Below are 23,321 nucleotides of genomic sequence, written 5' to 3' on the forward strand. Positions count from 1 at the left end.
AATCGCCAGAACAATTCAGCCTGGGTGTAGGGGAATTTGAATAATAAATTCTGTACCCTCCCCAAGTTGAGACTTACACTCTAATTTTCCTCGATGTTGTTGAACCACAATTTGATAACTAATTGATAGTCCTAGCCCTGTACCCTGACCTACTGATTTGGTCGTAAAAAAGGGATCGAATATTCTCTTTTTTGTTTTTTCTGTCATGCCAGAACCATTATCTGAAATTTGAATTCTAACCCAATGATTGGCTATAATTTCTGTTTGAATTTGAATCGTAGGAGTAAATAATCTAGGTTCGTGGGTCGTTAAGTTATCTGAAAATTTCAGATCGCGATCGCAGTCTTCCAATGCATCTATTGCATTACTGAGAATGTTCATAAAAACTTGATTTAATTGACCTGGGTAACAAGCAACTAAAGGGAGCTTTCCATATTTTCTTTGAATTGTAATTCCTGACTTTGACGATCGGGATTTTAAGCGGTGCTGTAAAATCAGTAAAGTATTCTCAATTCCTTCGTGAATATCAACATCTTTAATTGCGGCTTCGTCAAGACGCGAAAAGTTTTTAAGCGATTGGACAATTTCTCGAATGCGTTCAGTACCGACGCGAATCGACTTAAGAAGTTTCGTTAAATCAGAACGAATAAAATCAAGTTCAATTTCTTCAATTTTTTCTTGGACTGGACTAACAGGTTGAGGATAATATTTTTGAAAAGCTTGCAATAAATGCATCAATTCTTGAAAATATTCGTCAAGATAATTTAAATTTCCATAAATAAAGTTAACTGGATTATTGATTTCGTGAGCAATGCCAGCAACTAATTGACCTAAGCTAGACATTTTTCACTATGAATCAACTGCACTTGAGTTTGTTGCAACTCCTGCAAGGTTTTTTGTAAGTATTGGGTTTGATCTCTAAGTTGATTTTCAGATAGTCTAAGTTCTTCTTCTGCTTGCTTGCGCTTAGTAATGTCGCTGTGCGATCCTGCCATACGATAAGGTTTATTCCAAACATCATGCAACACAATAGCGCGACAAAGAATCCAAATAAACGTTCCATTTCGATGTTGTAATCTATACTCCAATTCACAGCTTTGATAGTGACCCTCAAAGCACTGCTGAAACGTTTTCAAAACGCGATCGCGATCGCCAGGATGTAATCGTTTTTCCCATTCTTGAAATTGATTATTGATTTCCCAAGATTCATAGCCTAACATTTCTGTCCAGCGAGATGAAAAAAAGATTTCGTGAGTTTCTAAATTCCAATCCCATAATCCATCATTAGAACCTTTCACCGCTAATGAAAAGCTAGAACTTAGCTTGCCAAAGTCCTTATAAGGATGAACCCTTAAAGTTTGAAAACATTCATGAACGGATTGATAACTAAGAGGGATTGTCCAGCCTTCAGACTGAGCTGCAATTGCGGCTAGATGATTTTTAGGGAGTTTGAGTAAAGCAATAGCAACCTTCTCAGCAAGTTCTGAGTCTGTCTTCTGGGTGACAGCAAAAGGCCATTCAGGATAGAGTTGGGTACTCAAAGCAAAAGGAAATCGATCGCACTCATTTGTTTGTTGATTAATAACTTGAAAATGATTCAGGTCTATTTTTTCTTCTAAGGCCATTTGTTCTAAAACTTTAGTTGAAATAGTCCCTGCATCTGCATGTCCATGCAAAACAGCATAAACAACTGCATCATGAGTATTCCCAAACTGTAAACATTGAAAGTCTCGATACGGATCGATTCCAATATTAACAAATTCCCGCCATGCTGCTCGCCATCCTCCAAAAGAATGTTCTGCAACTGCAATAAATTTTTTTCCTCGCAAATCAGCAAGAGTATGAATATCTTTACGCTGACTACTGCAAAAAATAACTCCACCAAATAGGGTATAAGATTTACCCATGTGAAGGTGCTTTAACGTCGCTAGTCGATTAATGCCATAAAGAGCTTCAAATTCTACATAAAGTCCAGGACTGGTAATGATAAATTCGAGTAAATTTTGCTCGACAGCTACGCCAATTTCAGTAAAGTTTAAAGGAATAATTCTAAAATCATATTCATTTAATTCAGATGAAAGATAGTTCGCTGTAGCTTGCCAAGTGTTAAAGGTATGCTGAGAATCGCGATGAGCCAATACACCAATTTGAAGTGCCGTTTTCATGGTTGAAGAATGTGCCAATTGGCTTTTGAAAAAAGAGTTTTTGATATAAAAGGTTTTTAAGATATGACTCGTTGATTGCTAATTTAGAAATATTGAAGTATAGATTTAAGTTTTATGCTGAAACCCAGCATAACAAGCTCGACCGCTTCAATACTGTTAAAAACTGGTGACGATCGCCAAAACATGATAGCAAGCTAAGTATGTCTTTTGGAAAGTACAGTAAGTTGACTGTATTTTAGTATTTTATCATATATAATTTAAAAAAAAGCAGTACAAAGTCACAAAGACATGATAAAGATAGCCCAACTGTCAATCACGTTAAATCTAGTAAATGAATGCACGCGATTGAAAAAATATTGAATTAGATAGAATGGTTTTTGTCCTTTATTTTGAAATTTTTCAGAACGTCTTATGCCCACAAAACAAACAAAAACATTAAATGACTCAGTTATTGCTAGAAATATCCTATTAATTTTTATTTTGATTTTTTTGGCAATTCAATTTTGTGCGATCGTTAATGCTGGAGAACGAGGAGTATTGATGCAGTTTGGAAAAGTTCAAGAACAAATATTAGATGAAGGGTTGCATTTTATTATCCCAGGAATGCATACTATTCAAAAAATGAGCGTTCGCGTTCAAAATCAAGAACTTTCCGCAGAGTCTTCTTCTAAGGACTTACAAGAAGTTTATACTGATGTTGCCCTTAATTGGCACATTGCACCAGATAAGGTTAATTTATGTTTCCAACAAATCGGTAATAAACAAGCCATCATCTCTCGAATTATTAATCCAGCGATAGAAGAGGTTTTAAAGGCTGTTATGGCTAAATATACAGCCGAAGAAATTATCACTAGGCGAGAAGAAGTTAAATCTGGAGTTGATGAATTACTAACCATTCGCTTAAATCCTTATTATCTTGAAGTTGATGATATTTCTTTAGTTCATATTCATTTCTCTACACGATTTAGTGAAGCTGTAGAAGCCAAACAGATTGCTGAACAGGAAGCAAAACGTGCAGAATTTGTAGCAATAAAAGCTATCAAAGAAGCAGAAGCAAGAGTCAATTTAGCAAAGGGAGAAGCAGAAGCACAGCGCTTAATCAAGGAAAATTTAACGCCAGAAGTTTTAGAAAAGCTCACGATTGATAAATGGAATGGAATTCTACCTTTAATCATCGGCAATGAGACAACTAGAGTGGTTGATTTAAATCAGTTGTTTGAACGTCATACGGATTGCTCTTCTCCCACTTGTCGCTGATAAATAGAGTTAACTAAGAGTTGAGAAAAAGCGAGAGAAATTCGACCTTGAAAGCGTTCTTTATGAATTAACATTAAAATGGGTCTAACCAAGTCTAAGGTTCCTAGATGTCCATTTTTTTTAGGAGCAATTATCTTAACGGTATGCAAGCTGCCCAATTGTAACTCATTGGTTAACATCAACTCTGAAATAGCAGCCGCACTGTTGCTTTTTTCTACAATTCGTTTGACCATTTCACTACTTGTTAAAACCAATTCTATTTTAAGGTTTAGCGGATCGACTCCTAACTGTTCTAGAGTTGTCTCAAAGACTTCTCTAATTCCAGATCCAGGTTCTTGAATAATCCAAGAGGAAGTCATAATCTCATCGGCTGAAATCGTTTTGCGGTTGTACCAAGGATGGTTTTTGCCTACTACAATTTGCCAACGATCGCTCCCTACAACTTGTTGCATCAAAACGCTTCTAAGCGAATTTTTTATACTGCCGGTAATTAAGCCAATGTCAACTATTCCTGATGCTGTTTTATCGCAAATTTCTTCAGCATTTCCCAAGCTGCAATGAATAGTGATTCGTGGATAGTGTTGTTTGAATCGATTAATGCGATCCGGAAGCCAGTAGTTACCGATGGTGAGACTCGATCCTAGTCGCAATTCTCCCCTCTGAAAGCTGTTTAATTCTTGTAGCCCACGCTCCATCGAGATGACTTGAGCGATAATTTTTTGGGCTTCAATCTCCAAGAATTTTCCTGCTTCTGTAATTTCAATATGTCGCCCAACACGATGAAAGAGTTTGACTTCATACTCCTTTTCCAAGCTATTTACTGCTGCGCTTACCGCAGGCTGAGTGATGTAAAGCTCTTCGGCAGCACGAGTGAAATGAAGATGTTTAGCGACTGCTATAAAAATTCGCAATTGCTCAAGCGTCATTACTGTACCATTGCTGAACCTCAATTTAATCCGGTAACTTGATCAAGTTTTAGTAGATTTGCTGATTATGCCACAGTTTTTTCAACAACGCAATCCTCACAATCCCTGCCAGACAAGGTTTAAGGAGGGCAATCAGCAGGTGAAAAGAGTAAGGGTTATTGCTCTTGTCTGTCTTTAAAATGACAAAAAACAACCAATGATAAAGAAATCCTGAATTTTTCATTGTTTAATGACTTAAGAGAATCTAAGGCTAAAAATTAGCGACTTGAGCCAAAAATTCATGCGAATCAACGACAATCCTACCAAAAAACCGTAGATTGCAAAGCCTAGCAGTGACAAGGATTTGACTCTATTGATTGTATTAGTAAGCCCTTAAATTCAAGTCATCAATAAACTCAAGTTATCGTTTTGAAAAAAAGAGTATTTGATTGTATCAATCCCTCCCCATAAATTAGTCAATAAGTCTCAAGCCAGCAAACTTGTTAGACCTCAAGCGGGTGATTTAAAAGCGATCGCTCGTCTCTACCTTATACATTTGTGAGATTTTGCCTCATGGTCGCCGATCGGTCACAGTCAAAAGCGACTCGTAGCTTTCATGGATTAAAGCCTGAATGCCTTCCCTTTGGAGAAGTCCTCGCTCAATCCTTTGCAGTGATTGCCCCCACAACCATTCCCGCATCTAATCTGGGACTGATTGTGGCTTTAGCCGGAAATGGAACTTGGCTGAGTTTTTTAATCGGAATGGTAGGACTCATGTTTGTTGGAATTAACATTAATCAGTTCGCCAGTCGTTCCGCCTCACCAGGTTCTCTCTATTCCTATATTGTCAAAGGTTTAAATCCGACTGCTGGAGTAATTTGTGGCTGGAGTTTAGTTCTAGCTTACTTATTTACTGGCATGTCCGTTTTATGTGGATTGGCTAACTTTAGCGGTTTATTACTGGGACATGTCGGAATCCATTTTTCCACCATTACCTTGCTCGCTATTGGAGCTGCGATCGCCTGGTATGCCAGCTATAAAGATATTCAGCTTTCAGCAATGGCAATGCTGTGCTTGGAGGGAACTTCAATTGTCCTGATTGTTGTATTAGCAGCAATCATTTGGATGAACGCAGGCTTTGCAATTGATGGGTCGCAACTTACCCTACGCGACACAACGCCAGGGGGGATTGCAATGGGACTTGTCTTAGTGTTGTTTGCCTTCTCTGGCTTTGAAAGTGCAACTTCTCTAGGAGATGAGGCAAAAGATCCCTTACGCTCCATTCCTAGAGCTGTCATGGGAAGCGCGATTGTGGCAGGACTGTTTTTTACCCTGACTGCCTATATCGAAATTCTCGGATTTAGCGGTACTGGCGTTTCAATTACAACAACTGAAGAACCCCTAGGGTTTCTCGCAGATCGCGCTGGCGTCGGGATTCTAGGGGATTTAGTTGCTTTCAGCGCCTTATTCAGCTTCTTTTCCTGCGTTTTAGGGAGTATTACACCAGCAGCGCGAATCTGTTTTACGATGGCGCGTCACGGATTGTTTCCTTCCTTATTAGGAAAAGCTCATAGCTTTAATCGCACCCCTCATATTGCAGTGACGTTGTGTTCGCTCCTCATGTTCTTCATTCCGGGACTGCTCTCTATGCTTGGCGTTCCCCTGTTTGAGAGCATGGGATATTTGGGGGCAATTGCCAGCTACGGCTTTTTGACCGTTTATGTGCTGATCTCTATTGCTGCCCCTGTGTACCTGCTGAAACTCAACAAGTTGCGATCGCGAGATCTTGTATTTTCAGCATTAGGTGTTGCTTTCATGAGTTTGCCCGTACTGGGAAGCATCGGTATTCCTGGCAGTGACCTGTTCCCCGTACCGGAAGCCCCCTATTGTTGGTTTCCTTACCTATTTGTGGTTTACCTGAGCGTAACTTGCGGATGGTTTTTTATTCAACGCATTCGCTCTCCTCGGTTAATTCATGCCATGCAACAAAGTATCGAAGAAGTCCACGAACGCTTTTCTACCCTTGAACCCATAACGGTACCCACGGCTCAACCTATCAACTCTTACGAAGACTGAGACACCTTGTATGAGCGAGTTTTTGAGTGCTATTTCCACAGGATTTGCAGCTTTTACCGCAACGAATCTAGATGACATTCTCATTTTGTTACTCTTCTTTTCGCAAGCGAATTCAGCCCTCCGACACCGGCATATTGTTGCAGGACAGTATTTGGGCTTTGCAGCCTTAGTCGCCGTCAGTCTACCCGGTTTTTTGGCAGTCTATTTTTACCGCGTCCTTGGATTGGACTATTAGGTATTGTGCCGATCGCGATCGCCCTCAATCGCCTGCTCGATCCTCATACCGATGAAAGTGACAACTGCCAAGATTTGCCATCAGTATCTTCGTTCTGGTGCAGTGATTTTCTTTCTCCTCAGTCCTTCAGTGTCGCAGCCGTCACCTTTGCCAATGGGGGAGACAATATCGGGATTTATGTTCCTATCTTTGCCAGCAGTACCGCACAAAGCTTGAGTATTATCCTACTCGTGTTCTTTGCTCTAGTAGGGGTTTGGTGTTATATCGCCCATCGCTTAGTACAACTGCCAGCGATCGCTCAAATCCTGACTCGTTACGGGAACCAACTTGTTCCCTTTGTCTTGATTGGCTTAGGTCTGTTAATTTTGCTCGACAGCCACACCTTAGAAAATCGAGGGTTAGCCGTGTTGGCATTAACCATTGTCGGCTTATGCAGCTTGCATCTGTTTCGCAACATTGGGCAATCTCCTGAAGTTGCGCTCCCAGATATCGAGGAAAATTGAGAAAGCTGTTCCGATTACACCACGATCATGGGTTCAATTGTACAAGCAACAATAGCTGGAATGAGTGCTTTTATTGCCACCAATATCGATGATTTAGTCATCTCGATGATATTCTTTGGTCAAGTGAATTCTACATTTCGTCCTCAACAGATTGTCCTCGGTAAATATCTAGGATTTGCAGTTCTAGTTTTGCTCAGTCTTCCTGGCTTCTTCGGTGGCTTGTTCATTGCTAGAGAATGGATTGGCTTGCTGGGGATTTTGCCCATTGCCATTGGATTCAAACAAGGGTTAAGTCCAGACCGAGAAGCGAATGAAGTACAAGCTGTTTCAGACAAGATTGTAAATTCCACTCAAAAGCCTTCAAGAGCTTCCAGATCGATTGTTTTTCTGGCTCCGCAAACTTACAGCATCGCAGCAATTACCATTGCCAATGGAGGAGACAACATTGGAATTTATGTCCCCTTATTTGCAAGCTCTAATTGGGCAACCTTAAGTATCATTCTCCTGGTCTTTATGGTGTTTGTTGCAATTTGGTGCATTGTAGCTTATCGACTTGTGCAATTTCCAGCGATCGCCCATATTTTAAGCCGCTACGGTCAAACCCTTGTCCCAGTTTTTTTAATTGGCTTAGGACTATTTATCTTGATAGAAAGTAAAAGCTATCAACTCCTTCGCCTTCTTCCCTTCTCGTAACTCTTTGATTTCTCAGGAGAACTCAATGAAAATCCTCAAAGCCTTGGCTCTTGCTATCGTATTAATCCTCAATGTTTGCTCCGTTCAACCCGCTTTAGCCGACAGCCCTCCCATTGACAAAAACCCTGACTATCTAACCATTACCCAATCCCTAACCGAACTAACAAAAGCTCAACAAGATAATACGCTACCTGAAGGCATGACTCCAGCAGAGGTCAGTCAACAAATCAACCAATTAAAGTACCAAAAATACATCATCGAAACTGGAGAAGATACAACTTGTCGCAACGAAACCACTCAAACAGTCGCCATTTATGGAGAAAAACCCAAGAAATCAGCTTCAACCTTTGATAGTATTATTTACCTCCTCTCTCCCGGTGAAGAAACAGATGATGATTGGGCGTGTCAAGGTGTTTATTTGCCCAATGATGCCAAAGTTGCTGGACTCACTATAGACAGCGCAAGCGCTTTTAAAATTTTACCAGGCACCCAGATTGTATTGACTGAAAATGCTGAAACAGGAGAAATTGAATTTAACTTACCTCCAGCCAATGTCGTCAAAGCAGGAGAAATTAATTGGGAAATTCCCGATCTTACCCAAGCCGATCTAAATTCCCAATTTCCGAACGCCCCCGTAGATTAGTCATCCTTGCAGATTAGAACGAAAAGGGAAAAGAGAATACATCACATTTTCTCTTTCCCTCCACTAACGCTTTTAGTAACTCACCTGATTTCAACTTAGGAGTAAGCATCTGAACGTTCTAGAATTTTCTTTATTAGTATGGATCGGTTCATTTATGGCGGGTTTCTTGGGAGCTTTAACCGGCCTGGGTGGCGGTGTCGTGATCGTACCGTTGTTAACCTCAGTCTTTGGCGTAGATATTCGCTACGCGATCGGTGCGTCTCTCGTTTCTGTTATTGCCACCTCTTGTGCTGCGGCCTCCTCCTATATTCGACAGGGCTATACTCATTTAAGATTAGGGATGTTTTTGGAGGTAGCTACAACCCTCGGTGCCATAATTGGGGCATTGCTAGCTACAGTCATTCCTCTCAAATTACTCACCCTTGTTCTAGCTATTGTTTTACTGTATTCTGCTTACCTGGCTCAACAACCTCGATCCGAAGAATATTCTATAGCTTCAGATAACTCCATTGCCCATCACTTGAAGCTTAATGGAACTTATCCGACACCTGACGGGATGAGAGCCTATCAACCCTATTCAGTGCCTTTTGGGTTTGGATTAATGTCTTTGGCTGGCGTGTTATCAGGACTGCTAGGTATTGGTTCTGGGGCATTGAAAGTTTTGGCAATGGATCAAGTCATGCGCTTGCCGTTTAAAGTTTCAACAACAACCAGTAGTTTTACGATTGGCGTTACGGCTGCTGTGTCTGCGGGAGTTTATTTAGCTAGAGGTTATATCGATCCGGGTTTATCTATGCCCGTGATGTTGGGGGTATTTCCTGGAGCTTTGCTTGGGGCTAAAGCGCTAGCCGGGACAAACGTGAGTGTTTTGCGCGTAGTATTTAGTCTAGTGCTGGTCGTAATGTCATTCAAAATGGTTTACAACACATTGGGAGGAATATAGAATGCCGCAATTGGAACCCGAAGTTCAAAGCCTCTCGATCGCAATTGAGCATATCTCCGGTGAGGCTGTTGATTTATCGGAACATTGTGCTAATGCGCTCCACAATGAACAAACACCAGATGATCGCCTGGGACGGTTACTCAGTGAGTTACTTAGAGGTGGTGTTTGGATGGCGACAATTACTGTGCTTTTGGGGGGAGGTTTATATTTAATGCACTATGGAGCAGAACCTGTTAACTACCACATTTTTCGTGGGGAGCCTGTGATGTTTTGCTCCCCGGTGGGGATAGTGCGTGGAGTTCTTTCGGGCAATCGATTGGGTATTATTCAGTTAGGTTTATTATTTTTAATGGCAACGCCTGTATTACGCGTTCTAGTTGCTTTTATCTTTTTTATCAAGCAACAAGACCTCATTTACAGCTTGCTTACAGGTTTTGTAATCTGCGGTTTGCTGTACAGCTTATTGGGTGCCTATTTTTGAGGTGGACTGACTCAAGTAAAGTGGGCTAATCTCCAGCTCACCATAACTAACATCAGGTATACGGCAAAGCGTAAGATTTTCTGAGGAGCAATCTGGCAGAGTTTGGCCCCTAATAAGACTCCTGGAACGGAACCGATCCAAATAGGAATCACTAAATTCCAGTCTACTGTACCTAGGGTGAAGTGACCGAGAGAGGTAACGCTGAGGAGGATGGCGGCTTGGGTTAAGTCGGTGCCAACCAGTTTTTGAGCGTCTAATTGAAAAAGCGTCACCAGAACGATCGCAAACATCGATCCCGATGAAACGCTAGTCATGCCGACAATGCATCCTAAAATTGCACCAATGCAGACTGCAATAATTCGTCCAGTCAGGGTTTTAAGGTTCAGTTTTGGGGGGAGAGGAAATTGAAATGAGGGAGTTGCGCTCATCACTAACAGTTGTACTAAGGCGATGCTGGCGATCGCTAAAATCGCAACTCCTAGCAGCCGCAGTAAAATCCGATCTAAGTTGAGGGTTTCAATTTGCTGTATCCAGTGCAACAGGCTCACCCCTAAGAGCGATCCGGGTACGCTTCCTGACACCAACCACGTCACGGCTTGAAGATCGATGGTTTGTTGCCGCCAGTGTTTGGCACTGCCTACAATTTTCATTAAGGTGGCGGCGACGACATCAGAACTCACCGCAACCGAAACTGGGACTTGAAATCCAAAAATGAGCATGGGGGTAATTAGAGAAGCTCCTCCAATTCCGGTTAAACCAACTACGATACCCACTAGGAAACTCAAGGCAGAAAGCGATAAGTAATGCATACAGTTTAGAAAGGCTCTTTGGGTGAATGCTGTAACCAGAACAATTAGCGATCGCTACCAAAAGACAACAGCGCGTTTAAGCTGAATGCAGGGTTTTCTAGCCCTAAATTGGGCGTTTCCAAAATATGAAAGTAAATTAGCCCCAAGATCGCTAGGCTGTAGAGTGTTGAGGAAGCGACACCTGCGAGTAGTTCTTTTTTTAAATTTCGCTCTTGGGTTTTGTTCTGAAGAACTTCTCCAATCCCCAGTTGCATTAGCAGGATTCCCGCAATGTTCGAGAGCCAGTATCCCGCGATCGCAGCAGGCAAAAAGATTTTAGGGGAAATATAGCTGGCAACATAACCTAATCCATAGGCGAACGGCAGATTGAAAAATAGATCGTTCCACCACGATAACGGGGAGAGCAGATAACCCAGTACCACCAAACCTCCCCCCCACAGTCGTTTAAGCCAAAACCGTCGTGAGGAGTTAGGCTCCTTGGATTCCTCTACAGTATGGGGTTGAGGAGATGTAAGCGAGTCTTTCATAAAGTACAGTATCTTGATGTAGTTACCGTATTTTATCATTAAAAAGACTGAGCATTAGCCATAGAGAAATGGGAATCTCACAGATAGGCTAAATGCCAAGTCTCCGCGCATTGAGGGAGAAAAATAAATGTCAATTGCGGTGATTGTTACTATACTGAATTCTTGCCCCCGCCCATTGCAGCTTTTCTCGGAGGGTGTGGTAGTAGGAATAGTTTTCCCGCAAGATAATAAATTTGGCCTGACAGTCTGCCATTCTCACATCAACGCGCTGTCCGGGCCAAATGGAAGTCGCCATCACTCCATCCGTCCACAATTTAGTATTGAGTTCGTAATCTCCCAACGGCCAAATACTCACCACGCAACCGGAAGGGAGAATAATCGGACGGCTGGCTAAACTTAAAGGACAAATAGGCGTAACTGCGATCGCCTCCATCCCAGAATGCACGATCGGCCCGTTGGCGGAAACGTTGTAACAAGTCGAACCCGTTGGCGTCGAAACAATTAAGCCATCGCCTTGATATTGATCGACGACTTCCCCATCAATTTCCATTTCCAAAATAGAGGTAATCATCCGATCGGCAGAGGCGGGTTTAACGCACATATCATTTAAAGCGAGGAAGCGATCGCTCTGGGGTTCAGCGTCGCGGCGATCGCCATCAAACACCGTCGCACTCAGCATCATCCGCCGTTGCACCGCATAACGGTCTTCCGACAGCCGATCCCAAACCCGTTCGGTGTCGCTAAACATCTCAATGGACTCGGTTAAAAAGCCCAACGTTCCGCCAATATTCACTGCCAAAATGGGGATACCATCGGCGGCTAAATGTCTCGCCGCCGCTAATGCTGTCCCATCTCCCCCCAAAACCAAGGCTAAATCGATCCTTTCGGTGACAGAAGATAAAAAGACCGGATAAGGATTATCCTTGGGGCCGCTAGGACCGAGCAACACGCGACAATTGCGGCTTTCAAGCTGTCTGGCACATTTTTCAGCCCAGCGCCGACTATCACTGTCACCTGCTTTATGAGCAATAATAACTTGTTTGAGATCCACAGCAAAAAGCGTGCTGAGTTAAAACTCACTTTAGGCGAGTATTTGGATAGTGTACTGTGTCCTAACGTTTCTAGCCACAGTTCAAAAGACAAAAACCAGCAAGTAGGGTAAGCTCTTACCCTACTTAAGCTTATCGTTCACCACTTCAGCAGGTTAAACTGCTCCATATCCACCGTATCGCGGTTGCGGTAAATGGCTAGCACGATCGCCAAACCCACCGCCGCTTCAGCCGCCGCAATTGTAATTACAAAAACGGCAAACACTTGACCCTTAATCGCCAGGGAGTCTAAAAAGTTAGAAAATGCCATCAAATTGATATTGACCGCATTCAACAATAGCTCAATCGACATCAAGACGCGCACCGCATTGCGACTGGTAATCAAACCATAGATCCCAATACAGAACAGCGCCGCAGCCAACAGTAAAAAATATTGCAGTTGTAAAACCATGATTCCTCTAAGGCTTAACGGACATTCTGTTTAGCAAGAGGGACATTGGCAGCAGAGCAATGTCCCAGATTGAAAACTCCCGATTTGGGTTTTCCCAACGCCTACTGCTGAAAGCGCTAGCTTCGATCTAAACCCTCCGTATTGGCTCCGATTAAATCGCGCGGACGCTCAGGTAACGTCAGAATCGGGGATTGGGTGGCATCGGCTGGCACATCGTCCGGTAGGAATTCGCGACGCGCCAGAATAATCGCGCCCACAAGCGCCATTAATAATAGGACGGAGGCTAATTCAAAGGGCAAGAGAAAATCGCTAAAGAAATGCTGACCGATAATAACGGTAGCTGCATCTCCGGCGATCGCCTCTGTTGCATAGCTCCACGGCGTCGATAATACCATAACGCTCAACAGGGCAAATAAGCCCGCACAGACCACCGCCGTAGACACTTGCCGAATCCAAGCTCTTGGTATCACCTTAAAGTCTTCGCGCTTGTTCACCAACATAATCGCGAACAAGATTAAGACGTTGACAGCACCGACGTAAATCACCACTTGAGCCGCCGCCACAAAGCCAGCATTCAGCAAAATATACATGCCAGCAATGCTAATAAACACGGCCCCCAGTAAAAAGGCTGAGTAAACAATATTACTCAACAGCACCACGCCTAGCGCGGCACTAATCATCATCAGTGCCAGAACGCCAAATGAAACGAGTTGAACGCCTTCTGCTAAGTTCACAACTTTTTCCTTTGCTAACAGCTAACGAGCGATTCGCACCTGAATTCAGGCCCGATTACCCCTTAGCTTTCTCCATTTCTTCTAAAATCTCTTCCGGCCGCTTCCCAGCACGCGGAGCTGTATGAGGCACCTCATGCGGGTTATCAACGCCTTTGGGTAGGTAAGCAAATTCGCGCAGCGGCTGCACCATTGGGTCGTTGGTGACTTTATACGGAATGCGACCCATTGCCACGTTGTCGTAATTCAACTCATGGCGATCGTAGGCCGATAGCTCGTATTCTTCTGTTGCCGATAAGCAGTTGGTCGGACAATACTCAATGCAGTTAGCACAGAAGATACAAACCCCAAAGTCGATGCTGTAATGCTTGAGTTGTTTCTTTTTGGTTTCTTTGTTAAATTCCCAATCCACGACGGGTAAGTTAATGGGACAAACGCGAACGCAAACTTCACAAGCAATACATTTGTCAAATTCAAAGTGAATTCGTCCCCGATAGCGTTCGGAGGGAATCAGCTTTTCGTAGGGATATTGCACCGTAACGGGTCGCCGTTGCATGTGATCGAAGGTAACGGCTAAACCTTGTCCAATATATTGAGCGGCTTGTACCGCACCTTTGGTGTAGTCCGTAACTTGTTTTAAGAATTTCAGCATGGTGTCTCCCTGGCGAGAACAAAATAGAGGATTCGCTAATTAACCGCCAAAAGCAAACGGGAAGGCCAGTTTTAACCCGGCTGTTAGCAAGAGGTTAACCAGCGAGACGGGAAGTAAGAATTTCCATCCCAAATCTAAAAGTTGGTCAATCCGAACGCGGGGAACTGTCCACCGCAGCAGTACGGCGAGGAAAACCAGCAGGTAAGCTTTGAACAGCACCATCACGATCCCCAGGCTGGCGGTAATGACCTGCAACCAAGGGGTGGTTTCGCTAACTCCAATCAGGTTGGTCAAAAAGCCGACTGGAATGGGAGATTCCCACCCACCCAGGTAAATCACGGCAAATAATAGAGCCGACAGGATTAAGTTGACGTAGGAACCGACATAGAATAAGCCAAATTTCATCCCGGAATACTCGGTTTGATATCCGGCGACGAGTTCTTCTTCGGCTTCGGGTAAGTCAAAGGGTAAGCGCTCGCATTCGGCTAAGGCTGCAATCCAAAAGATGATAAAACCGACGGGTTGACGCCAAATATTCCAGCCTAAAATCCCATAGCCCGATTGCTGGTTAACAATATCAATGGTGCTAAGGGAATTCGACATCATGACGACGGCTAAAACCGATAGCGCCAGAGGAATTTCATAGCTAATTGATTGGGCTGCGGCTCTGAGACCTCCTAGTAGGGAGTATTTGTTATTGGAGGAGTAACCCGCCATCAGCAAGCCAATGGGGGCAATACTGGAAAGGGCGATCCACAAAAATACGCCAATTCCCAAGTCGGTAATCACCAAGTTTTGCCCGAAGGGAACAATTAAGTAAGACAAAAAGACCGGGATAACCACTAGAGCCGGGCCCAAGGTGAAGAGAAGTGGATCTGACTTAGCGGGGATAATGTCTTCTTTAAATACCAGCTTTAAGCCATCGGCTGCTGGGGCCAAAAACCCAAAGGGGCCCATGTATTCTGGGCCAATGCGCTGTTGGGCGGCCGCAGAAATTTTCCGTTCTAACCATACGCTCACTAGGACTCCAACGGTCGCTCCCAGCAGCATTAGCACCATTGGCAGGGGTATCCAAAGGAGTTTTGCCAAGCTAGCGGGAAGACCGAATCCCATGAGGAGATCGATAAAGCTTCCTTGTAAGTCAATTCCTGAATTCATACTTGAATGATATGAAAGGTCACACTTGGGCTAGATGCCAAGCTCTCAGCAGTGCCGATTCTACTGACAAGCAATAGTTCGCGGCTCTGTTGTAAATTTTAAAGTTTTTTTACTGTGTTTTGAGACAAATCTGAGATTTGTCAATCAGTAAATGTGCAGGGTAGGATTGAGTCTGCTCAATGGGTCGCAAAAAATCGGATGCGATCGCGCGATCGCGCAGCGCATCCAATCGTTAGAGTTGTGTAGGGTTTTAGCGTTCTTCGATGGGGATGTAGGGCATATCGTGGTTGCCCATGTAGACTTGGGTGGGTCGGAAGATCCGGTTTTCGGCGAGTTGTTCTTTCCAGTGGGCGAGCCAGCCCGCGACGCGCGCGATCGCAAATACGGGCGTGTACAAGTCGGTGGGAATCCCAATCTTGCGATACACCAGACCGGAGTAGAAATCAACGTTGGGATAAATCCCTTTGTGGGCGAATTTCTCTTCGACGACGCGCTCTAGTTCTAGGGCAATGTCATAGTATTTGTCGGAGCCGAACTTTGCAAACAGTTGTTCGGCGAGGTCTTGCAAAATAATCGCGCGGGGGTCTTTCACCTTATAGACGCGATGCCCAAATCCCATGATCTTCGATTTTTCTTGAATGCAGCGCTCTACATACGCTCGCACGTTGCCTACCGAACCAATCTCTTCAAGCATGGAGATCACTTCTTCATTCGCCCCACCATGCAACGGCCCGCCCAAGGTTCCCACCGCTGACGCAATGACGGCGTAAGGGTCGGTGAGGGTAGAAGCGGTGACTCGCGCCGAGAACGTCGAAGCGTTCATGGTATGTTCGGCATGGAGGGTTAAGCTAACATCAAATGCTTTGGCCGCGAGGGGATCGGGTTCGCGTTCGTTGAGCATGTACAAGAAGTTGGCCGCATAGTCGAGATCGTCGCGGGGTTGGATGGGGTCGTTCCCCTTGCGAATCATTTGGAAAGCGGCGACCATTGTCGGAATTTTTGCCACCAGACGGACGACAGCGGCCCGAATGTATTCAGGGTTATCTAAGGCCCGCCGCGAATAAAAGAGTCCCAAAGCGGCGGCTGAAGCTTGCAGGGCGTCCATCGGATGACCGCTTTCGGGGAAGCATTTCATCATGTCCCGAATGCGGTATTTGATGCGTCGATGATACCGAATTTCTTGTTCAAAGGCGGCAAGTTCTGCGGTTGTGGGGAGTTGACCCCAAATCAGCAGGTAGGTGGTTTCCAGAAAAGTGCTATGGGTCGCAAGTTTCTCAATCGGAATTCCCCGATATTCCAGCACACCCTGTTGTCCATCGACGTAACTGATGCTGGATTGGCTGGCGGGTATTCCTTCGAGTCCGGGCTTAAATTCGCAGACGATGGACATGGCTGTGTGGTTTGCCTGTGATGAGGTGAAATGAACTGGTTATCAGGGTATCAAAAACACTTTCCTCAAGCAAATGAATGCTGCTGGGGAAGGGGCTGGAATGCTTCAAAATTCAAACGGGGCTGTCAAGAACTCAAGACAGCAGCATACGCGGTGGCGATAGCCAAAATAGGGTGCTGCGACCGATGGGGGCGTCGGGGTTGGGGAGTTCAAGACCAATGACTCCGGCTTTTTTTACGGCGATCGCGCCTTTGGGGGTTCCCCACACCAGGGTTTCTGTCCAGTCTCCGAGGTTGGGCTGGTGGCCGACGAGGGCGAGGCGCTGGCCTTGGGGGGCGGTCTTGGAATTGAGCCAAGCTAACCAGGCTTGGAGTTCGCCTTCTGGGGCTAGGTGTTCGGACTCTTGCAGCAGGGGGGCTAGGTGCTGGCTGAGGAGGATTTCGGCGGTTTGGCGGGCGCGGATCAGGGGGCTAGTGAGGATTAGATCGAAGTTTAGGTCTAACGATCGCAGGCGTTTGGCAACTTTTTGGGTTTTTTTACGCCCCTCTTCGGTTAAGGGACGGTCGCGATCGCGTTCGTAGGCTTCGCGATCGGCGGCTATCCCATGACGAATTAGATAAAGCTCCATGTTAGTGACCCGACTGAACGCTCGTGATTAGTCTACACTGTCGGGATAGTTTTGATCGGGGTTGACCAAGTGCAGGAGCTTTTGTTTGACTTGGGTGTCGTAGACGTTCCACTTGAGTTTGGCGTATTCGGGGTTATCGTTGGAACCCGATAGGAAGCCGAGGGGAATCTCAAAGCCGCCTGCTTGCGATCGCCCGCCGCCAAAGAACCGCCCTTGAGCATCTTGGCCGAAGGCTTCCTTAATAAATTCGTCGGGATCGAGGGTCAGCTTGCTAGTCCGTAGGGAACCAATGACGACTTCGAGGTCTTCGTCTTCGTCGTGAACCAGACCGTAGACGACGGCGGTATGCACGTTTTCTTCGGTGACGAGGAAGTCGGCCGCTTGGGGAATGGCGTCGCGATCGTCGTAGCGCAGATAGCCGACGCCAGCGATGGAGAAGTTATTCTGGACGAGGCGGTTTCTGAGCGATCGCTCGATCACTTCCATGACGCGCTTGGAACGCGAGGCTTGCAGCACCGTCTCTAACATCTGCGGGTCGTAAAATCGCGATAAAAAGGCGGCGGCGAGGAAGTCTTCTTCTAGGGCTTGGCGCAAACTATTGGTATCGGAACGAATCCCATGTATCAGGGCGGTGGCGCATTTAACATGCTGGCTATTGGCACTATCGAGTGCCAGCAACCCGGCTTGCAAGTATTGGGTTAAAATGGTCGCTGTTGCCCGAATATCCGGACGAATATCGCTAAACTCTGGCTTTAAGTCGGTTTGCGGCGAGTGATGGTCAATCACCACAACGACGGGCAAGCCCATTTTTTGCACCAGTTCGGTCAGTTGGCTGGTTGTCCCTTGGTTATCGAGAAAAACACAGCCCTGATAGACGGATAAGTCCTTTGTTTTTGCGACTTGAGGCGTCCAACGCTGTACGGGCAAGCTTGTCAACTTCACCAAGGCAATATTTTCTTGGTGGCTGAGGGTTCCGGCATAGACGATATCGCACTGAATATCATACTCTTGGGCAATCAGTTTATAAGCCCAAGCTGAGGATAAAGCATCGGGGTCGGGACAGTCTTGAATAATCGCCAAATGGCGATTTCCCCGATGACGCTCTAAGGTTTGCCGCAGGCTTTCCACTTTTTGCGTAACCGATCGGTGAATAAAGTTTGTGGTATGTCCCACTAGCGACGGTTTCGCGGGATGCTCGATAACTGAGGTTGGCTTTGTCCTCTCGTTCGCACCATCAGGGGATTCATAACTCGGTCGAGATTGCATTGGATTGGGCGTTTGGTGAAGAAATTGCAGTTCAAAAACTTGGCACCGTCCAAAGGTGGCAGGTTGCTGACCTCAGCACAAAGGCGGTGTTAGTCTTTACCCTTCTTTATCGATCTTGACAAAAAAAAGGCAAAGTTGCACCGTCTTCGGGTTGATTCCGATCGGCAAGTGAGGTAGCGATCGCCCCATTGATGGCCTGTAACCTTGACTGCACAAGCCCTTAACCCAGTAAACCCGGTGAGGAGATCGCCTAAACCTATGTAAAAACCCCCTGACGCTCTCAACGACAGGGGGCTAAATCCCAATAACGTACTTTTTCCACTCTTGGTGCGTCCCACTTTTTAAGTGTCGGGTCACTTCAAAGTAAAGACTGCTGTAGGGTTTGCGAGGGGCGTGACGCAACCTCATATTGGCTTCCTCTGGCGTTCGGTTGCCCTTTTTGATATTGCAGCGCACGCAAGCCGTGACGATATTTTCCCAGCTATCGCCGCCTCGACGCGATCGCGGCATGACGTGATCGAGGGTTAACTCGTCTCCGGTATAGCCGCAGTATTGACAAGAGTGCCCATCTCGGTGGAGGATATTTCGTCGGGTTAAGGGAATGTCCTTATAGGGAACCCGGATATATTGCCTCAGCCGAATCACAGTTGGCAGGGGAAATTCAGAGTAGAGGTATTTGCCATTATGCTCTACCTGTTCAGCTTTGCCCTTGATTAATAAGACAACCGCTCGCCGCCAAGTTGTGATATTGAGCGGTTCGTAAGAGGCGTTCAGCACCAGAACCTTGCTCATTTGATGATGATTTTAAAGTAAAGATTTTCCATAAGATTAGCACAGCCATTCCAGCATTGGGCAGGTAGATCCCAGTCTGGTTTTGGCCCCCCAAGAGAGTTGTCTAAATCCGGAAGCCCCGATACACTGCTGGATAAACTTGACAGCGCTGCGTGTCAATTTCGTGTGGTGTAAGGAGTGAATGGTTATGTTGAGCTGGGAACAAACCCCAAGGGTCAAACAGCCAAGCGGGTATCCAACTCTACCCTCAATGGGTTGCGAATCCTCTACAGACTGGCTTTGTCAGCGAGCTTGGGTAGAAATTGACTTGAACGCCTTAACCCATAACGTGCGTCAACTCAAACGCCAGCTTGCTGCAAAAACTCAGTTGATGGCCGTCGTCAAAGCCGATGCTTACGGACATGGGGCCGTCAGCGTGGCACAGACTGCCTTAAATGCCGGGGCGAACTGGCTGGGGGTAGCGACGATACCCGAAGGCATTGAGTTACGGGCGGCTGGAATTCAAGCCCCGATCTTATTATTAGGGGCCGTCCATAGCCCCGAACAGGTGAGAGCGATCGCCTATTGGCAACTTCAGCCCACCATCTGCAATTCTAAACAAGCCCTAATCTTTGCCGAAACCTTAAAGGAAATGGGGCAAACCCTCCCGGTTCACCTCAAACTCGATACCGGCATGTCTCGCTTAGGGACAATGTGGCAAGACGCGGCTGAATTTGTGCAACTGGTGCGCCACCTACCCAACCTCGATATTCAAAGTATTTATTCCCATCTCGCCACCGCCGACAGCCCCGATACGCGCGTTATGGAACAGCAGCACCAGCGCTTTCAGCAGGCAATTCGGACTATTGAAGCCGCCGGTATTCCCTTACCCAAACTCCATTTCGCTAACTCTGCCGCCACCTTAGTCGATTCTGCCCTGCATTACGATTTAGTGCGCGTGGGTCTGGCCACCTATGGGTTATATCCAGCGCCTCATTGTCAGGGGTTAATTGATCTCAAACCTGTCATGGGCGTTAAAGCACGCGTCACCCAAGTTAAAGATATTCCCGCCGGAACGGGGGTCAGCTATGGTTATCAATATATTGCCGATCGCGATCTGCGCCTAGCCGTCATCGGCATTGGTTATGCTGATGGCGTTCCCCGCAACCTCTCGAACAAGCTGCAAGTCTTGATTCGCGGCCAGCGCGTCCCCCAAGTTGGGGCAATTACAATGGATCAGATGATGCTCGATGTCAGTTCTATCCCCGATTTACAGGTGGGTGAAGTGGTGACGCTGTTGGGGACAGATGGCAATCAATCGATCTCGGCTGATGATTGGGCCGAAACTTTAGGAACCATTTCCTGGGAAATTCTGTGCAGCTTTAAGCATCGCTTACCGCGCGTTGCGGTTTAAAAATTTAGGAGGAGCAGAATCATTGCTCCTCCTAAACGCATCAAGCCATTTTCTCAATAATGCGCTGAACAATCTGTACGCCCGTGACTGCTTGCCATGCAAATAAGCCTAAGACAATCAGGTTGATGGTGATGTGGGTAAAACGCGCCCAGTCTTTGCCCTTTTGCATAAAAGGCGACAGGGCAGCCGAGATTGAAAATAATCCTACAATACCCAATCCGGCGAGTAAGTGGGGGCCAACGAAGAGTTTACCGTTGTTGATATAGGTGACGGCCATGCCCCCCAAGGCCCCCGTTACCATGAAGGCGAGCAGGATCGAACCGAGTTGGTAATGTCTAACGTTAAAACGACCTTTGATCAACTCTTTTTTGGCTTCGCCTTCAGCCGCCCGCGTTTGTTGAATCTTGATACCGAGATATAGGGCGTAAACAGATAATGCGAGTACAACCCACATAAAGATGGGATGGAAAAATTGACTCCAAACCTTTACAGATTCGGGGATCTCGAAGCTCATGGGTTTCTCCTCTAGGATGGCACGGGGTTCATAAAACTTAAAGTTATTATAAGGTTTGTCCTTGCCGGTCTCGGAGAATTTTGCCCGGAGACGAGCAATCCTATGGGAAAATGCTGGAATTTGATCCCCTCTCCGAGCCAGCGCTACCGCGTATACACCTCTGGTGTCTGAATCCCAAATTTAGCTGAGATCCCCTGTTTGTAAGGGGACTAGGGTGAATTGAAATCTTGTAGAACAAAACGAGAAGACTGATGTATACCGGGGTAGCCTAGCAGACGGGAGGCTCCACAAAGGAAAACTAATGACGGCAAGCCCAGAACTCGCTCTAATTCGCGCTGCGAAAAATGGTCAGATCCGCCAAGTACAGACTCTACTGGCTCAAGGACTGGATGTTAACGCTACCGATCGCGAAGGGACGACGGCGTTAATGTTTGCGGCCCAAAAGGGCTATACCGAGATTGTCCGCCAACTGCTGGAGGCGGGGGCAGAGGTTAACCAAGTGCGCCGCCAGTTTGGGGTAACGGCTTTGATGTTGGCGGCTGCGAGCGATCGCCGCGATGCCCTTCGCAGTTTAATGGCGGCGGGTGCTACTCTCGATCTGACCAATGATGATGGCAGTACGGCTTTAATGATTGCTTGCTATCACGGTCATTTATATACGGTGCGCTTGCTATTGGCAGCGGGGGCGAATGCGAATATTCAGGATAAGGATGGCGATACGGCCTTAAGCGTTGCGGTTAGCCAAGGCCGCGATGAGTCTATTGCGCCTCTGGTGCAGTCCTTGCTGGAAGCTGGGGCCGATCCGTCGGTGCGGCTACCGGAGGAGAAGACGCTGTTAATGGCGGCGGTAGAACGGGGAAATAGGGCGTTAGTCCAGTTATTCCTGGCGGCAGGGGTGGCGGTGAATGCGACCGATAGCGAGGGCGAGACGGCGTTGCTGCTGGCGGTGGATGCGGATGAGGAGGCGATCGCATCTATTCTTCTGGATGCGGGGGCAGATCCTAACCCGGCGAATGGGGAGGGTAGCACGCCGTTAATGGCTGCCGCTGCAAATGGCAATGCCGCACTGGTGGTGCAATTGCTCGATCGCGGGGCCGATCCGAATTTACGCGATCGCTCTGGCGATACGGCCCTCAATTTAGCGGCGATCGAGGGACACTTAGCCGCTGTCCAAGCCTTGGTGAGTCGCGGCGCGAATGCCAATACGCCCAACGCGTTAGGCGACACGCCCCTATTATTAGCCGCCCTTCAGGGTCATGGGGAGGTTGTGGCGGCGTTACTGCAAGCTGGAGTGAATCCGAATGTGAAAAATTTGGGGCAGTCTCCCCTGATGCTAACGGCTTTACAAGGTCATTTAGAAACGTTACAACTTTTGCTGGCAGCGGGTGCAGATCCGAATGTCGTGGATGAAAAGGGCAAAACGCCTTTGATGAAAGCGGCCGATCGCGACGAGTTGACCCTGGTGCAGCTCTTGCTTGAGGCTGGGGCAAAGGTCAACCTGCGCGATAGTTCTGGGGCGACGGCTTTAATGTGGGCAGCCCATCGCGGACATTTAGAGGTTGTCCAGGTTTTACTCGCGCATGGGGCCGATCCCAATGCCAAAAACCAAGGCGGCTATTCAGCGTTGATGTTTGCTGAGTTTAATGACTATCCCCAGGTGGCGAACTTGCTGAAAGCGGCAGGCGCGCAAGAATAAAGGTCGATATATTCAGGGGCGATCTGTTCAGAAAAAAATGTATCCTACGATGCTAAAAAATATCTCCGTAGGTAGCGATCGCCCTAGGGATCTGCATTCTTTACGCGGTTAAGATTGATCCCCAACTGTTTTTTATCCTCTATTCCTTTTGGCTGATTAAAATAAAGATATTTAAAGAAACAGAAAATCCTCAGATTTTCCTCAGATTTATCTTTTAGCGTTTAAATTATCAAAGATTCCTTGTTTGAAGCTCAACTTTATATCACCCTTAAGATTCTCAAGCCCCCTTTAATTTAACGATTGATGAAGGAGTTTAAAATATGGTTTACCATACTTGCCCTTGCTGTTCCAGTTCCTTGTTGCG

General features: G+C 46.3%; 24 protein-coding genes and 1 pseudogene. 9 read left to right on the forward strand and 16 right to left on the reverse strand.

All coding sequences use genetic code 11. The features are described from left to right. Positions 1 to 15: 15 nt before the first annotated feature. Positions 16 to 843 carry a sensor histidine kinase gene (locus QQ055_RS01315; RefSeq protein WP_286004107.1) on the reverse strand — a complete coding sequence of 276 codons (828 nt, stop codon included), beginning with the start codon at positions 841 to 843 and terminating at the stop codon, positions 16 to 18. Then, positions 831 to 2,165, reverse strand: coding sequence for a PhnD/SsuA/transferrin family substrate-binding protein (locus QQ055_RS01320; RefSeq protein WP_286004108.1), 1,335 nt, complete (start codon positions 2,163 to 2,165; stop codon positions 831 to 833). The genes QQ055_RS01315 and QQ055_RS01320 overlap by 13 nt, the downstream gene beginning before the upstream one ends. A 411-nt stretch (positions 2,166 to 2,576) precedes the next feature. Here QQ055_RS01320 and QQ055_RS01325 point away from each other — a divergent pair, with 411 nt between their 5' ends. Next, positions 2,577 to 3,422: a prohibitin family protein gene (locus QQ055_RS01325; protein WP_284474558.1), complete on the forward strand. Its 846-nt coding sequence runs from the start codon at positions 2,577 to 2,579 to the stop codon at positions 3,420 to 3,422. On the opposite strand, the gene QQ055_RS01330 is transcribed toward QQ055_RS01325, so the two are convergent. Both QQ055_RS01330 and QQ055_RS01335 read right to left on the reverse strand, forming a co-directional pair. Further along, on the reverse strand, positions 3,389 to 4,348 hold the full coding sequence (locus QQ055_RS01330) for a LysR family transcriptional regulator (protein ID WP_284474559.1): 960 nt from the start codon (positions 4,346 to 4,348) through the stop codon (positions 3,389 to 3,391). The two genes, QQ055_RS01325 and QQ055_RS01330, sit on opposite strands and share 34 nt — an antisense overlap. Positions 4,349 to 4,397: 49 nt before the next feature. Then, entirely contained in the window at positions 4,398 to 4,571 is a 174-nt protein-coding gene (locus QQ055_RS01335) for a hypothetical protein (protein ID WP_286004109.1), read from the reverse strand. Between the two features lie 329 nt (positions 4,572 to 4,900). On the opposite strand from QQ055_RS01335, the gene QQ055_RS01340 reads away from it, so the two are divergent. The 6 genes and pseudogenes from QQ055_RS01340 to QQ055_RS01365 all read left to right on the forward strand — a co-directional run bounded on the left by QQ055_RS01340 (position 4,901) and on the right by QQ055_RS01365 (position 9,901). Continuing rightward, the gene (locus QQ055_RS01340; protein WP_349775302.1) at positions 4,901 to 6,403 is read left to right on the forward strand and encodes an APC family permease; all 1,503 of its coding nucleotides are present in this window, start codon (positions 4,901 to 4,903) and stop codon (positions 6,401 to 6,403) included. 10 nt (positions 6,404 to 6,413) lie between these two features. Next, a pseudogene (locus QQ055_RS01345) lies at positions 6,414 to 7,141 on the forward strand (cadmium resistance transporter). A gap of 27 nt (positions 7,142 to 7,168) precedes the next feature. Next, positions 7,169 to 7,834, forward strand: coding sequence for a cadmium resistance transporter (locus tag QQ055_RS01350; RefSeq protein WP_284474561.1), 666 nt, complete (start codon positions 7,169 to 7,171; stop codon positions 7,832 to 7,834). A gap of 25 nt (positions 7,835 to 7,859) precedes the next feature. Then, positions 7,860 to 8,477 carry a hypothetical protein gene (locus QQ055_RS01355; protein WP_284474562.1) on the forward strand — a complete coding sequence of 206 codons (618 nt, stop codon included), beginning with the start codon at positions 7,860 to 7,862 and terminating at the stop codon, positions 8,475 to 8,477. A 109-nt stretch (positions 8,478 to 8,586) separates the two neighbouring features. After that, on the forward strand, positions 8,587 to 9,420 hold the full coding sequence (locus QQ055_RS01360; protein ID WP_349775303.1) for a sulfite exporter TauE/SafE family protein: 834 nt from the start codon (positions 8,587 to 8,589) through the stop codon (positions 9,418 to 9,420). 1 nt (position 9,421) lies between these two features. Next, positions 9,422 to 9,901, forward strand: a complete 480-nt coding sequence (locus QQ055_RS01365; RefSeq protein WP_283360180.1) for a DUF1634 domain-containing protein — start codon at positions 9,422 to 9,424, stop codon at positions 9,899 to 9,901. A gap of 11 nt (positions 9,902 to 9,912) precedes the next feature. On the opposite strand, the gene QQ055_RS01370 is transcribed toward QQ055_RS01365, so the two are convergent. From QQ055_RS01370 to QQ055_RS01420, 11 genes are all read right to left on the reverse strand, one after another. After that, positions 9,913 to 10,710, reverse strand: coding sequence for a sulfite exporter TauE/SafE family protein (locus tag QQ055_RS01370; protein ID WP_283360179.1), 798 nt, complete (start codon positions 10,708 to 10,710; stop codon positions 9,913 to 9,915). A 44-nt stretch (positions 10,711 to 10,754) separates the two neighbouring features. Further along, positions 10,755 to 11,237, reverse strand: coding sequence for a DUF7980 family protein (locus QQ055_RS01375; protein WP_284474563.1), 483 nt, complete (start codon positions 11,235 to 11,237; stop codon positions 10,755 to 10,757). A gap of 130 nt (positions 11,238 to 11,367) precedes the next feature. After that, positions 11,368 to 12,288, reverse strand: coding sequence for an NAD(+) kinase (locus QQ055_RS01380; protein ID WP_069967903.1), 921 nt, complete (start codon positions 12,286 to 12,288; stop codon positions 11,368 to 11,370). A 137-nt stretch (positions 12,289 to 12,425) separates the two neighbouring features. After that, positions 12,426 to 12,737 carry an NADH-quinone oxidoreductase subunit NuoK gene (gene nuoK, locus QQ055_RS01385; protein WP_069967904.1) on the reverse strand — a complete coding sequence of 104 codons (312 nt, stop codon included), beginning with the start codon at positions 12,735 to 12,737 and terminating at the stop codon, positions 12,426 to 12,428. Positions 12,738 to 12,853: 116 nt separating this feature from the next. Continuing rightward, the gene (locus QQ055_RS01390) at positions 12,854 to 13,471 is read right to left on the reverse strand and encodes an NADH-quinone oxidoreductase subunit J (RefSeq protein ID WP_284474564.1); all 618 of its coding nucleotides are present in this window, start codon (positions 13,469 to 13,471) and stop codon (positions 12,854 to 12,856) included. Positions 13,472 to 13,526: 55 nt separating this feature from the next. Continuing rightward, positions 13,527 to 14,117, reverse strand: coding sequence for an NAD(P)H-quinone oxidoreductase subunit I (gene ndhI / locus QQ055_RS01395; protein ID WP_190567074.1), 591 nt, complete (start codon positions 14,115 to 14,117; stop codon positions 13,527 to 13,529). A gap of 42 nt (positions 14,118 to 14,159) precedes the next feature. Then, positions 14,160 to 15,278, reverse strand: a complete 1,119-nt coding sequence (nuoH, locus tag QQ055_RS01400; protein WP_069967907.1) for an NADH-quinone oxidoreductase subunit NuoH — start codon at positions 15,276 to 15,278, stop codon at positions 14,160 to 14,162. 250 nt (positions 15,279 to 15,528) lie between these two features. Continuing rightward, positions 15,529 to 16,668, reverse strand: coding sequence for a citrate synthase (locus QQ055_RS01405; RefSeq protein ID WP_283360176.1), 1,140 nt, complete (start codon positions 16,666 to 16,668; stop codon positions 15,529 to 15,531). A gap of 133 nt (positions 16,669 to 16,801) precedes the next feature. Next, entirely contained in the window at positions 16,802 to 17,296 is a 495-nt protein-coding gene (gene sixA, locus QQ055_RS01410) for a phosphohistidine phosphatase SixA (RefSeq protein WP_283360175.1), read from the reverse strand. Between the two features lie 27 nt (positions 17,297 to 17,323). Next, on the reverse strand, positions 17,324 to 18,562 hold the full coding sequence (locus QQ055_RS01415; RefSeq protein WP_071958167.1) for a DHH family phosphoesterase: 1,239 nt from the start codon (positions 18,560 to 18,562) through the stop codon (positions 17,324 to 17,326). A 294-nt stretch (positions 18,563 to 18,856) separates the two neighbouring features. Further along, entirely contained in the window at positions 18,857 to 19,354 is a 498-nt protein-coding gene (locus tag QQ055_RS01420) for an HNH endonuclease (RefSeq protein WP_283360172.1), read from the reverse strand. Positions 19,355 to 19,541: 187 nt separating this feature from the next. Between QQ055_RS01420 and alr the strand changes: the two genes are divergently transcribed. Further along, entirely contained in the window at positions 19,542 to 20,747 is a 1,206-nt protein-coding gene (gene alr, locus QQ055_RS01425) for an alanine racemase (protein WP_432805989.1), read from the forward strand. A gap of 40 nt (positions 20,748 to 20,787) precedes the next feature. On the opposite strand, the gene QQ055_RS01430 is transcribed toward alr, so the two are convergent. After that, the gene (locus QQ055_RS01430; RefSeq protein WP_069967911.1) at positions 20,788 to 21,261 is read right to left on the reverse strand and encodes a DUF4079 domain-containing protein; all 474 of its coding nucleotides are present in this window, start codon (positions 21,259 to 21,261) and stop codon (positions 20,788 to 20,790) included. Positions 21,262 to 21,562: 301 nt separating this feature from the next. Here QQ055_RS01430 and QQ055_RS01435 point away from each other — a divergent pair, with 301 nt between their 5' ends. Then, complete coding sequence (locus tag QQ055_RS01435) at positions 21,563 to 22,957, forward strand: ankyrin repeat domain-containing protein (protein ID WP_283360171.1); 1,395 nt, start codon at positions 21,563 to 21,565, stop codon at positions 22,955 to 22,957. Positions 22,958 to 23,321: the final 364 nt, after the last annotated feature.

The organism is Geitlerinema calcuttense NRMC-F 0142 (assembly GCF_030285425.1).